This window comes from Curtobacterium sp. LFS079, from assembly GCF_047977865.1.
Lineage (GTDB): Bacteria > Actinomycetota > Actinomycetes > Actinomycetales > Micrococcaceae > Arthrobacter.
Genome location: NZ_JBFPFO010000001.1, coordinates 545665 through 557729, shown reverse-complemented (window position 1 = coordinate 557729; position 12065 = coordinate 545665). Strand labels below are relative to the sequence as shown.

Here is a 12065-nt window from a genome sequence, read left to right as displayed (position 1 = left end):
CATAAGCCGCGGCAGGTCAACAGCTGGAGTCCGGCTCAACCCTTGACTGCGCCCTGGGTCACGCCTGCCATGACCCAGCGCTGGGTGAACAGGTACGCCACAATGGCGGGTGCCATTGCCATCAGGTAGGACGCGAAGGACACGTGGTAGTTGTTGCTGAACTGGGTCTGGAACAGGCTTTGCCGCACCGGGAGTGTCTGCAGCGCCGGGTCGGAGATGATCAGCGACGGCATCATGAAGTCGTTCCAGGCGTAGAGGAAGGCGAAGATGCCCACCGTTGCGCTCATCGGCGCCAGCAGCGGGAAGATCAGCTTCCAGAAGGTCTGCCAGGTGGTAGCGCCGTCGATCCGGGCACTCTCTTCAAGCTCCAGGGGGATCGAGCGCAGGAACGCCGTAAAGAGCAGCACGCTGAAGCTCAGCTGGAACATCGTGGCGAGCAGGATCACGCCGAACGGGTTGTCCAGGCCGATGCGGCCGGTGAGCTGGATCTGCGGCAGGGCGACCACCGGGAACGGGATGAACATCGCTGCCAGCAGGTAGAAGAACGAATACCTGAACAGCCGGCGTTCCCAGTTCCGCACGATCGCGTACGAAGCGAAGGCGGCCAGGACGATGGTGGCCACCACCGTTCCCGCCGTGACCAGCAGGGACATGGCTGCACCGACCGGGAAGTCCGTGAGCGTCCACGCCTGGAAGAAGCCGTCCAGGCTGAACGGAGCCGGGAGCGAAAAGGCACTGCCGTCCACGGCCTGCCCCTGGGTTTTGAAAGCCATGGAGACGGTCACGTACAGCGGAAGCAGCACGGTGACTGCACACAGGACGAGGATGGTCGTCGCCGACCAGTTCACGCGTTCCGGTTTCGCTTTCGCTGCGCGCCGGGGCTTCCCGACGGCGCCGGCCGGGGTAGCAGCGAAAGGTTCGGCTTCGAGGGTGGCTTGTTTAGTCATCAGAGAGCGTTCCGTCCGCGAGTCAGCGAAAGTTGCAGGAGAGAGATGAGGATGGCGACGACGAAGAAGATTGTCGCGTTCGCCATCTGGTAGGCGTAATCGCCGCCGTTGAAGCCCGTGATGACGGTCATCGCGATGCTCCGTGTCGAGGTTCCGGGCCCGCCGTTCGTGAGTCCGACGATGATGTCGTAGGCATTGAGGAAGCCCTTGAATCCGAGGATCACGTTGATCACCATGTAACCCGCCACGAGGGGAACCGTGATCTTCAGGAGCTGCTGGAGCTTGCCCGCACCGTCAATCTCCGCGGCCTCATAGACGTCGGACGGGATCGAGACAAGACCGGCGATGTAGATGAGCAGCGACCCGGGGATGGCCTGCCAGGCGGTCACGATCACAATGGCCACCCAGGCCAGGTCCGGGTTTGCCAGCAGGCTCGTTTCCAGCCACGGGATGCCGGCAGCGTCACCTGCCGACGGGAGGGAGTTCGAGAACAGGAAGTTGAAGACGTAAGCGATGATGATGCCGGAGACCACCATGGGAATGACGAAGATGGTCCGCAGGGCCGACTTCATCCGGATGCGTGCGTTGAGGCCGACTGCCAGGAGGAAGGCGACCACGTTCACCGCGATCACGGTGACGAGCGAGAATCCGAAGGTGAACAGGTAGCTCTGCAGGATCGCAGGATCGCTGAAGATCGCAATGTAGTTGGTGAGGCCGGTGAATTTCCAGTCGCCGATGCCGATGGAATTGGTGAAGCTGAAGAAGATTCCGATGATGCCGGGAACCGTGATTGCCAGCGTGAAGAGCACGAGGCTGGGCAGAAGGAAGAGGTAGTAGATCGGTTCGACCCGTCGCGTGCCGCGGCGGGTCCCGCTGCCACGCTTGGCCGGAGTAATGGTGGACATGAGTCTGGCTCCCTAGTTCTTACTGGCGGAATGCCAGCCGCGCCCAGTCAGCGTCGAGTGTGCGGAGGGTGGATGCAGGATCGGCGCCGAACACAACCGCCTGCGTGTAGTTGAAGATCGGGATGGTCTTTGGCACGAGCACCGACGGGCCTTGGTAGACCCGGCCCTTTTCGTAGTAGCCGGCCATCCCGTCGATCCGCGGGTCCGTGGTTCCTGCGGCATCCTTGGTGGGCGTGAACCCCAGCTGGGATTTGTTATAGGCCCCGATGACTTCCGGCCGGTACAGGTACTCGAGGAACTTCCGGGCGGCTTCCTTGTGCTTGGATCCTTCCGGAATCCACGCTGCAAGGTCCACGTTGACCCGGACCTTCAGATCCTCGGGGTTATCGGTCATCGGCAGCGGAAAAGTACCAAGCTTGAGGTCGGGGGCGGTCTTGGCGATCTCGCTGAACGCCCAAGGACCCTGCAGGTACATCGCTGCCTTGCCTTGGGCAAATGCAAGGTTGCCGTCGGCGTAGGCGCGGCTGGCGGCATCCTTGTTGACGTATGTCTTTGCCAGCTTCAGCATCTTCGCGACGGGCTGGTCGAAGTCTTTCTGGAAGGAGGCAGCCGAATCCGGCCCGACGCCCGTGCCTTCTTCCGTGAGCTTCTTGAAGAAGTTGATGGTGTCGATCTGGCCACCCGCCGAGTAGTCGAACCAGCCTTGGCCGATGGTCCAGTCATCCTTCCAGGTCGCGTAGAACGGCGTGACGCCGGCCGCCTTCAGCGCCTCACACGCCGCGATCAACCCGCTCCAGGTCTTCGGCACCTCGATTCCGTGCGCGGCGAAGATCTCCTTGTTGTAGATCACCGAGGACGCCATGATCGAGTACGGCAGTGCGCTGGTCCGCCCTGGATACGAGCCGTATTGCTCCATCAATGGATGCAGATCCTCCCGGACGCTGGTTGCAGCGTCGGTGCCGGACAGGTCGCTCAGTGCACCACGTTGCACGAACCGGGACGTCTCCATGTTGTAGTTCGCCAGCGCAATGTCCGGCGGATTGCCGCGGACGAAGCTCGCGGAGACGACGTCCACCCCCGAGGTGTCCAGGACAACCCGGGCCTGGTTCTGCGAGGCGTTGTAGTCGGCGACCAGCTTCGTCATGAACGGGATCGCTTCGCGCTTGCTGAAGGTGAACCGGATCGTCTCCCTGCCGGAGTCTCCGGCGCAGCCTGAGAGGAGCCCTGCGGGCAGGCAGAGTGCGAGGCCCAGTGCCGCCGTGCGTACCGTGCGCGTCAGTTTCACAGACACCCTTGTCCTTTCGTCGTGCGGCCCAACGGCCGCGACAATGCAGCGAACCACAGCCAGCGTGGCCTCGCCGCGATTTTAGATAGGAAGTAAATTTAGAACCTATCGCCAGTATGCAGTGAGCCGCGACACATGGTCAAGCGCCTTCGGGGAATGTGCCCGGTTGTAAATTTATGGACTAAATTTAGAGAGACAGTTCTTACATCCCGGCGGCTGCCAGGGAGAAGCGGAGCGCCGAACAATGACTGAGACCGCACCGTCCACACAGCTGGTCCGCAGGCTCAACGCCAGCGCGATGCTCAAGGCAATGCGCGGGGCCGGCATCGTGACAGGCACCGACCTCATCGCCGCCACCGGACTCTCGCGGGCCACGGTCATCTCCATCTGCGATGAGCTCGTCCGGCTTGGCTGGCTGCAGGAGTTGGAAAACCAACGGGGCGCCGGAGACTACGTCAAGGGCAGGCCGGCGCGCAGGTTCATGTTCGACGACCGCGCCGCCAGTGTGCTGGGCATCGACATCGGCGCCAACAAGATCACCACCATCGTGGCAGACATGGCAGGGACGGCCCTGTCCCAGGTCACCATGCCGTTCCGCACGTACAACGTGCCGGCCGACGAACGCGCCGATGTCCTGGACCGGATAGCGGCAGAGGCCTTGGACCAGGCCGGAGTTTCAGCGGACTCGGTCCTCGCCGTGTCCGTGGGAGTCGCCGCCCCCGTCAGCCGCGACGGCGAAGTCCTCACGGCACAGGAGTTCTGGAGATCCTTCGATGTCCGCCGCATCGTCTCCGAGCGTCACGGCTGGCATGTGCTCCTCGAGAACGATGCCAACCTTGCCACCCTCGCCGAACGCTGGCAGGGCACCGCCCGCGGAGTCGATAACCTCGTGGTCATGCTGGCCGGCGACCGCCTTGGCTCCGGCATCCTCGAATCCGGCCGGCTGCTCCACGGCCAGCTCGGCGGCTTCGGTGAGCTTGGGTATCTCGACAACGTGGACGGTGTCGGTGACACCCATGGCATCGCCCACTACGCTGTTGTCTGGGGGCAGGAGGCCCTCGCCGCCGATCCGGAGTCCCGGCTGCACAAGCTCTGCGGCGGCGACCCGGCCAAGCTCACTGCGGAGATGGTCTTTGTGGCGGCCGCAGACGGCGACAAGGCTGCCAAAGACGTTCTCGAACGCATCGCACACCGCATGGCCCGCGTCGTCGGCTCCCTGAGCACCTTGGTGAACCCCGAGCTCGTAGTCCTCGCGGGAGGCGTCGCACGCTCCGCGGGCGCACTCATCCCTTCCATCAGCAAGCAGCTTCCGAAGTACACCCACACCCCGCCACGCGTGGAAGCCTCGGCCCTCGGCGACGGGATCGTGTCGATCGGTGCCGTCCGGCACGCGCTGGACTATGTCGAAGCGCACGCACTGGACCTCTACCCCGCGTCACTGCCGAAACGAGCGGGCGCCTCCTGACGCACCCCGGGCAGAGCCTGCCCGCATCGCGTCAGATGTCCCGCGTCAGGGCCTCCACGACATCGCTGGCGCCGTCCCGGAACTCGATGGTCCGACCTAGGGTCTCCGGCAGTTCCAGGACGGCAGCGGCCACGAGGGCCACGTTGGCCCGTGATGTTCCGGTGCCCGCTGAGGCATCCGCGGGGTTGACGTCGATCAAGCCGGTGCCTGGATTGTTGTTCAGGGTGCCGGGGCCGAGGACTGTCCAGTCGAGCTTGCTGCCGCGCAGGTACTCGTCCGCCGCCGCCTTGGCCTCGGCGTAGGGGAAGAAGCTGTGGTTCTCCGGAATCCCGTGCCCGGGCCCGGCGCCGAAGTAAGACACCATCACGTAGCGTTTCACCCCCGCCTGCGCCGTGGCGTCCATGGAGCGGATGGCGGCGTCGCGGTCCACGGCGTAGGTGCGGGCCGGATTGCCCCCACCGGCTCCGGCTGACCAGACCACGGCGTCGCTGCCGCGCAGCACGGCGGCGATCTCCGCCGTCGTGGACTGCTCGACGTCGAGAATCACCGGGGAGGCGCCGCTTGCTGTGACGTCGGCGGCGTGGGCGGCGTTCCGGATGAGGGACGTGACGGTATGGCCTTCGTCACTGAGGATTCGGGCAAGCTGCAGGGCCACTTTGCCGTGGCCGCCGATGATCGTAATCCGCATTTACCCATTCAAGCAGGTGGGCAAAAAAAGACCCCGCGGACCGGAATCCGCGGGGTCTTTCCTTGGTAGCGGTGGGGAGGCTCGATCTCCCGACCTCACGATTATGAGTCGTGCGCTCTAACCAACTGAGCTACACCGCCACGAATGGGAAAGCCTGCGTCAAGCCGGTCAAAACCGCCCTGACACAGGCTCCCATTCAGAGCCCCCCACCGGAATCGATCCGGTGACCTCGTTCTTACCAAGAACGCGCTCTACCACTGAGCTAGGGGGGCAACGAGTAAGTACTCTACCGGAGTTTGGGCCTGACACCAAATCGGGGCTGACGGGGGCAAATACCGCCCTCGACACAATTTGCGAAGCACCCGGAACGGCGTTCCATGGCGGTCGGAACATGGGCGGAAGCACCGCCGTCGGGCTCCCGAATAGACGGTTCCCGCACCACAAGACGGTGGCCGCCGTCTAGTACGAAGGGAACCGTCTAATCGGGCGGGGAGAGGACGTTGCTGGAGCCCACCGCCTCGGCGCTGCGGGCCCGGCCAGGCAGCCCCCTTAAACGCCCGAAGGGCCGGCGGAAAGCCGGCCCTTCAGGGTGCAGTAAGGTGCGGGAAGCAGTGGGATTTACCACTTGCCCTTGCGGTTGAAATCACGGTGTCCGCCGTCGCCGCCGTGGCGGGGCTTGCGGGAACCGTTGCCGTGGCCGCTGAAGCGGGAGTCACCGGCCTGGCCGCGGTCCCGGTCGCCGAAGCTGCGCTCGGAACGCTCGCTGTAGGAACGGCCGCCACGGTCAGCGGAGGAACGCTCGCCGTCGTTCTTGCGGAATTCCTTCTTGAAGCCGCCGTTGCCCTTGAAGTTGCCCCCACGGTCACCGCCGCGATTGCCCTGGTAAGCTCCGCGGTCGCCGGACGGCCTGCGGCCGTTGTCCAGCTCGAGGTGGATGAGCTCGCCGCCGATCCGGGTGCGGGACAGGGCGCGCAGCTGCTCGGGGCTCAGGTCCGCCGGGAGCTCCACCAGGGAGTGGTCCGAACGGATGTCGATGCCGCCGATCTGCGAGGAGGAGATGCCGCCTTCGTTGGCAATGGCACCCACGATGGAGCCCGGCATGACGCGCTGGCGGCGTCCGACGGCGATCCGGTAGGTGGCGTTGCCTTCGGTCAGGGCGCGGGTCGGGCCACGGGAGCCGAAGCCGTCCTTGGAGCGTTCGCGCTTCTGGAATTCCGGTGCGGCCGGCAGTTCCTTGACCAGCAGCGGCTGCCCGCCCTGCGCCATGACGGCCAAGGCTGCGGCGATCTCTGCTGCCGGAACGTTGTGCTCTTCCTCGTAGGAAGCGATCAGGTCGCGGAACAGCGCCACGTCCTCGGACTCGAGGGTCTCGGTGATGCGCTCGGCGAACTTGCCCAGGCGCAGCGAGTTGACGGTCTCCGCGGTGGGCAGGTGCATCTGCTCCACGCTCTGGCGGGTGGCCTTCTCGATGGCGCGCAGCAGGTACTTCTCGCGCGGGGTCATGAACAGGATCGCGTCGCCGGTCCGGCCTGCACGGCCGGTGCGGCCGATGCGGTGGACGTAGGACTCGGTGTCGTGCGGGATGTCGTAGTTGACCACGTGGCTGATGCGCTCGACGTCGAGGCCGCGGGCGGCGACGTCGGTGGCCACCAGGATGTCGATGCGGCCTTCCTTCAGGGCATCGACCGTGCGCTCACGCTGCTGCTGCGGGATGTCGCCGTTGATGGCGGCAGCCTGGAAACCGCGGGCCTTCAGCTTGTCGGCAAGGTCCTCGGTGGCCATCTTGGTGCGCACGAAGGCGATGACGCCGTCGAACTCTTCGACCTCAAGGATGCGGGTCATGGCGTCGAGCTTGTGCGGGCCCATGACCTGCACGTAGCGCTGGCGGATGTTGGTGCCCGTGGAGGTCTTGGACTTCACGGAGATCTCGGCCGGGTTGTTCAGGTACTGCTTGGACATGCGGCGGATCTGGCTCGGCATGGTGGCCGAGAAAAGGGCCACCTGGCGGGACTCCGGTGTCTCCTGGAAGATCTGCTCGACGTCGTCCGCGAAGCCCATGCGCAGCATCTCGTCGGCTTCGTCCAGCACCAGGTACTGGAGTTCGGACAGGTCAAGGGAACCCTTGGCGATGTGGTCGATCACGCGGCCGGGGGTACCGACAACAACCTGTGCGCCGCGGCGCAGGCCGGCCAGCTGCGGGCCGTAGGCGGAACCGCCGTAGACCGGGAGGACGGTGAAGTCTTCCATGTGCTTGGCGTAGGAGGTGAAGGCTTCGGCTACCTGGAGGGCCAGTTCACGGGTCGGAGCCAGGACCAGGGCCTGGGTCTTGCGGGAGGGGCCGTTGAGGTCGTGCAGTTCGGCCAGGCGGGACAATGCCGGGACGGCGAACGCGGCGGTCTTGCCGGTACCGGTCTGGGCGAGGCCGACGACGTCGCGGCCCTCGAGCAGCAGCGGAATGGTGGCGGCCTGGATGGGGGACGGCTTCTCGTAGCCGACGTCCTGCAGGGCGGCGAGGACACGGCCGTCGAGGCCGAGGTCGGTGAAGCGGACGCCTTCCTCTTCCTCTTCCGCGGGGGCGGAGGCGGGAGCGACAGCTTCGGCAGGTGCTTCGGCAGCTTCGGCGGCGGACGCCTCAGGCGCGGTTTCGACGGTCTCGGTGATGTCGGCGTCGATGGTTTCGTTCGGGTTTTCGGGCATAGGGGAAGGTTTCCTCATCCATAGGTGGCCAGTCGGCGCGGCCCGGTTGGGCTTGGCCGCAGTACTCGTCGCACACGGCAGAACCTGAGGGCCTGGCCGTATGCAAAGAAGTCCGGCGCTTTCGCAATCCCATGGCAGGACTTCGCGCTGCATCTCTTGGCTGCTATCCCAGCAGTCTGTACAGCGTTTTCTTCGCCCGGCTCTCCCTATGAAAATGCCCGCATCAAAACCGCGGGCCCCAACACTGACCAGTCCTGCCTCAAGAATTGGGCAGGAAAAAGGGATTTCCGGAGTGGGGGATAGTTCAATTGTAGGGCACAACGCGGTCCGCCCGTGACACGAGGGGTCGACGACGGCGGTGAGCTTGCGCACAAGCCCCGGATCAGGGTGCAGTGTCAGCCGGTTGCGCCGGCCCGGCGCATGACCTTTTCGAACTCGTCGTGGTACTCCGGCTGCAGCCGGATCTCACCGTCCGCTTCGGCGTCGAGCAGGGTCTGGACGTCCTCCACGGTGGGATCGCTGAACCACTTCCCCACCGTGATTCCGTGCTTCGGCACGAAGATCCGGTGGATGTGGTCCCCCGCGGAGATGCTGCCCGTCTTCACGACGCGCAGGTAGCAGCCGGTCCGTCCGGCTTCCGTGAAGCGCTTGACCCACTGCGGTTCGTCCATGACGCGCTGGAAGGTGGCGCAGGGCACGCGGGGTGAGGTCACTTCGACCTCCACGTCCAGGCCGATCTTCCAGCGTTCGCCGATCACGGCACCGGTGGTGTCGATGCCGCGCACCCGCAGGTTCTCGCCAAAGATGCCCGGCGGCAGCTCCCGTTCGAGGTGCGCGACCCAAAAGTCGGCGTCCTCCTGCGAGTACGCGTACAAGGCCTGGTCCTCGCCGCCGTGGTGCAGCCGGCTGGCCTGGACGTCCCCGTGCACGCCGAGTTTGTGGACCTTGACGGGGCCTTCCACAGGGCGTTTGTCGATGGCGGTGACGCCAACGCTGCCTTCGGGATCGGCCAGGAGCTGGTGTACCCGGCAAACGGCGATCAACGATGCGGTGTCCATGGCACCAGTCTACGGGCGCGCTCAGGGATCAAAGCGGTAGCCCATGCCCGCCTCGGTGTGCAGGTGCCGGGGCGCGGAGGGGTCGCGTTCGAGCTTGCGGCGGAGCTGGGCGATGTACACGCGCAGGTACTGGGTTTCCTTGGCGTAGGCCTGGCCCCACACCTGGGTGAGGATCTGCTGCTGGCTGACCAGTTTGCCGGCGTTGCGGACCAGCAGTTCAAGGATGTTCCATTCCGTCGGGGTGAGCCGCACCTCACCACCGTCCTTGACGATCTTCTTGCCGGCCAGGTCCACCACGAAGTCGGCAGTTTCCAGGGTGGGCGCCTCGTCCCGCGGCCCGGCCCGGCGGGAGGCGGCACGCAGCCGGGCGAGCAGCTCGTCGAGGCCGAAGGGTTTGGTCACGTAGTCGTCCGCGCCGGCGTCGAGCGCTTCGACTTTGTCCTCGGAACCATGCCGGGCGGACAGCACGATGATGGGCATGTTGCTCCAGCCCCGGATTCCGCGGATCACCTGCACGCCGTCCATGTCCGGCAACCCGAGGTCCAGCACCACGATGTCCACCGGCTGGCGGGCGGCGGCCTTGAGGGCGTCGGCACCGTTGCCGACGGTCAACGCCTGGTAGCCGTGGGCGTGCAGGTTGATCTGCATGGCCCGCGCGATCTGCGCTTCATCCTCGACAATCAGCACCAGGTTCACAGTTGCTCCCCTTCCCACAGCGGCAGGGTGACCACCATGGTCAATCCGCCGCCCGGCGTCGGCTCCGCGGTCAGGGTGCCGCCCATCGCTTCGGTGAAGCCCTTCGCAACGGCGAGTCCCAGGCCGATTCCGCTGCGGCCGTCCTTTGCCGAGCCGGCGTCGTCGAGGCGCTGGAACGGCAGGAACAGCGCCATGACGTCCGACGGCGGCACTCCCCCGCCGTGGTCGGCCACCCGCAGTTCACTGCCGGGCCGCCCGCCGACGGCGACTCCCGCGGTGCGTGCCCGCAGCACGACGTCGGACCTTGGCGCATACTTGACCGCGTTCTCCACCAGGTTGGCCACCACGCGTTCCAGCATGCCGGCGTCGGCCTCGACGGCCGGCAGGTTGGGGGCGAGCTCGTTGCGGATGCGCTCCGCGGGCACCCCGCGCAGTGCGTCCGGCAGGACCTCCTCCCACGCCAGCCCGCCCAGGTGCGGCGTGACGGCGTCCGCGGTGATGCGGGACATGTCCAGCAGGTTGTCCACGAGGTGGCCCAGCCGGTCCGTGTAGTCCTCGATGGTGGCCAGCAGTTCGCGTTCGTCCTCCGGGGTGAAGCTGACTGCTTCCTGGCGGAGGCTGCTGACTGCCAGTTTGATCCCGGCCAGCGGCGTGCGCAGGTCGTGCGATACCGCCCGCAGGATGGAGGTGCGCATGGTGTTGCCCTCCGTGAGGCGGAGGTTGTCCTGCCGGCTCCGCACCAGCTGCTGCCGCTCGCGCACCGCCACCACATAGGCGCCGAAAGCCGCCAGCATGCGCTTGTGCTGGCCGGACAGCGGTCCGCCGCGCAGCAGGAGGGTGTAGTTGGCGTCGACGACGGCGGAATGGTCGGCCGCGGCATGGCCCACCGGCGGCTGGGGCCCTGAGGTAGCCAGCACGTGCCAGCGTGGTTCCGCCCGCCGAAGGGTGGCCGGGCCGTCGGGCGGAGCGGCCTCCAGGAGCGTGACGGCCTCCATCCCGAGCTTGGCGCGGATCTTGTCGAGGAACGATTCCAGGCTGCCATCAGAGCTGAGGATCCGCAGGGCAAGTTCGTTCAGGGCCCGCGCCTCGGCCCCGGCGTGGGCGGCTTCCTGGGCCCGCCGGGTTGCCAGGCCGACTGCCAGCCCGATACCGCAGGCCACCGCGAGGAAGACCACCAGGGTGAACAGGGTGGAGGGATCGGCGATCGAGAAGGAACCCACGGGTTCGGCCGAGAAATAGTTGAGCAGCGAACTTCCCAGGACCGCCGCCACGACCGCCGGCCACAGTCCGCCGACCGCGGCCACGGCAGCTGCCACGGCGAGGTGCAGGAGCATGATCATGGCGAAGTTGCGGTAGCCCGCCGCCGTCACGAGGAGCTCGACGGCGGGCGGCAGCAGGACAGCAAGGGCGAGGCCGGCCAGGATGCGGCCCCGGCCGATCCCGGGGACGCGGGACTGCTCCGGCAGGGCAAGGCCCCCGTTCACATCTGCTGCGGCCATGCCCCAATTCTGGCACTTCCGCCGGTGCTGCCTGTTCCATCCCTGGCGCGGCCGCCCCGGCACAGTTTCCCCACGCCGCGGCGGGAGCGCAGGGGTAGGCTTTCACCAGCAATCAGGTGGAGCACGCAGGACCATGCGTCGGGCAGGGTTTTCCGAGCCATCAAGCAATCCGGGGGGATAAAGAAGTTGGACTCGAACAGCAATCCGGCGGACGCCGGCGACCCGGACAAAGGGTCCGGCAAAGGTTCCGGCAGAGGTCCGGAAGGCAGCCGCGACGGCGGCCTGCCCAAGCCGCCGCCCTGGCAGGTTCCGCAACCCGGGTTGCGGCCGGAGCTGCGGCAGCCCGGCACGGCACCGGACGGACTCCCGCAGGAGCCGCCCGCCGTCGTCGACCCCTTTGCCCGCGAGCACGCGAAACGGACCGCGGAGGCCCAACACCGGAAGAAGCGCTCGCAACGACGCACCGTGGTGGTGGGCCTGGGCGTGACGGCGCTGCTCGCCGGAACCATCACGGCGATCGTTGCCAGCCAGGAGAACGACGCCGACTACGCGCAGGTGTGCTTCAACGACCAGACCGGCGAGCGCGTGGACGACGCCAACTGCGGAAGCTCCGAGGGCCGCAGTTCCGGCATCTACGCCTGGTACTTCTATTCGCGCGGCTCCAGCGTCCCGGCCGTGGGCCAGAACCGCAGCGCCTATCCGAACTTCACCCGGAACGTGCCCAGCGGAGCGAAGGCCTCCACCGGCTACAGCACCAAGGGCGGAACGGTGAGCCGCGGCGGCTTTGGCGGAAGCTCCAAGAGTGGCGGAAGTTCGGGCGGCTGA

General features: G+C 66.4%; 10 protein-coding genes and 2 tRNA genes. 2 read left to right on the top strand and 10 right to left on the bottom strand.

Annotated features, from left to right (window positions below; genetic code table 11):
- Positions 1–35: 35 nt before the first annotated feature.
- The 3 genes from ACNQPB_RS02570 to ACNQPB_RS02560 are packed head-to-tail and all read right to left on the bottom strand — an operon-like array spanning position 36 to position 3143.
- Entirely contained in the window at positions 36–947 is a 912-nt protein-coding gene (locus ACNQPB_RS02570; protein WP_498748840.1) for a carbohydrate ABC transporter permease, read from the bottom strand.
- Positions 947–1852: a carbohydrate ABC transporter permease gene (locus ACNQPB_RS02565; protein ID WP_498748838.1), complete on the bottom strand. Its 906-nt coding sequence runs from the start codon at positions 1850–1852 to the stop codon at positions 947–949. Before ACNQPB_RS02565 ends, ACNQPB_RS02570 begins: the two co-directional genes overlap by 1 nt.
- 19 nt (positions 1853–1871) lie before the next feature.
- Complete coding sequence (locus ACNQPB_RS02560; RefSeq protein ID WP_498748836.1) at positions 1872–3143, bottom strand: ABC transporter substrate-binding protein; 1272 nt, start codon at positions 3141–3143, stop codon at positions 1872–1874.
- A gap of 238 nt (positions 3144–3381) precedes the next feature.
- Between ACNQPB_RS02560 and ACNQPB_RS02555 the strand changes: the two genes are divergently transcribed.
- Positions 3382–4602 (top strand): ROK family protein, encoded by a 1221-nt coding sequence (locus ACNQPB_RS02555; protein ID WP_498748834.1) that lies wholly within the window; start codon positions 3382–3384, stop codon positions 4600–4602.
- A 31-nt stretch (positions 4603–4633) separates the two neighbouring features.
- Here the strand turns inward: ACNQPB_RS02555 and ACNQPB_RS02550 are convergent, their stop codons facing one another.
- From ACNQPB_RS02550 to ACNQPB_RS02520, 7 genes are all read right to left on the bottom strand, one after another.
- Entirely contained in the window at positions 4634–5290 is a 657-nt protein-coding gene (locus ACNQPB_RS02550) for an SDR family oxidoreductase (RefSeq protein WP_498748832.1), read from the bottom strand.
- Between the two features lie 63 nt (positions 5291–5353).
- Positions 5354–5430: transfer RNA gene (locus ACNQPB_RS02545), tRNA-Met, on the bottom strand.
- Positions 5431–5490: 60 nt separating this feature from the next.
- Positions 5491–5562, bottom strand: a tRNA-Thr gene (locus ACNQPB_RS02540).
- 346 nt (positions 5563–5908) lie between these two features.
- A complete protein-coding gene (locus tag ACNQPB_RS02535) occupies positions 5909–7987 on the bottom strand; it encodes a DEAD/DEAH box helicase (RefSeq protein WP_498748830.1) in 2079 nt (692 codons plus the stop codon).
- A gap of 395 nt (positions 7988–8382) precedes the next feature.
- Positions 8383–9045, bottom strand: coding sequence for an MOSC domain-containing protein (locus ACNQPB_RS02530; RefSeq protein ID WP_498748829.1), 663 nt, complete (start codon positions 9043–9045; stop codon positions 8383–8385).
- Between the two features lie 21 nt (positions 9046–9066).
- A complete protein-coding gene (locus ACNQPB_RS02525) occupies positions 9067–9741 on the bottom strand; it encodes a response regulator (protein WP_498749084.1) in 675 nt (224 codons plus the stop codon).
- On the bottom strand, positions 9738–11240 hold the full coding sequence (locus tag ACNQPB_RS02520; protein ID WP_498748828.1) for a sensor histidine kinase: 1503 nt from the start codon (positions 11238–11240) through the stop codon (positions 9738–9740). The genes ACNQPB_RS02525 and ACNQPB_RS02520 overlap by 4 nt, the downstream gene beginning before the upstream one ends.
- A gap of 186 nt (positions 11241–11426) precedes the next feature.
- Between ACNQPB_RS02520 and ACNQPB_RS02515 the strand changes: the two genes are divergently transcribed.
- Entirely contained in the window at positions 11427–12065 is a 639-nt protein-coding gene (locus tag ACNQPB_RS02515; protein WP_498748826.1) for a Tat pathway signal protein, read from the top strand.

Excerpts from the sequence above, each read along its gene's own strand:
- ACNQPB_RS02565 (WP_498748838.1), bottom strand. The coding sequence starts at position 1,852 with ATGTCCACCATTACTCCGGCCAAGCGTGGCAGCGGGACCCGCCGCGGC.
- ACNQPB_RS02550 (WP_498748832.1), bottom strand. The coding sequence starts at position 5,290 with ATGCGGATTACGATCATCGGCGGCCACGGCAAAGTGGCCCTGCAGCTT.
- ACNQPB_RS02570 (WP_498748840.1), bottom strand. The coding sequence starts at position 947 with ATGACTAAACAAGCCACCCTCGAAGCCGAACCTTTCGCTGCTACCCCG.
- ACNQPB_RS02530 (WP_498748829.1), bottom strand. The coding sequence starts at position 9,045 with ATGGACACCGCATCGTTGATCGCCGTTTGCCGGGTACACCAGCTCCTG.
- ACNQPB_RS02520 (WP_498748828.1), bottom strand. The coding sequence starts at position 11,240 with ATGGCCGCAGCAGATGTGAACGGGGGCCTTGCCCTGCCGGAGCAGTCC.
- ACNQPB_RS02535 (WP_498748830.1), bottom strand. The coding sequence starts at position 7,987 with ATGCCCGAAAACCCGAACGAAACCATCGACGCCGACATCACCGAGACC.
- ACNQPB_RS02555 (WP_498748834.1), top strand. The coding sequence starts at position 3,382 with ATGACTGAGACCGCACCGTCCACACAGCTGGTCCGCAGGCTCAACGCC.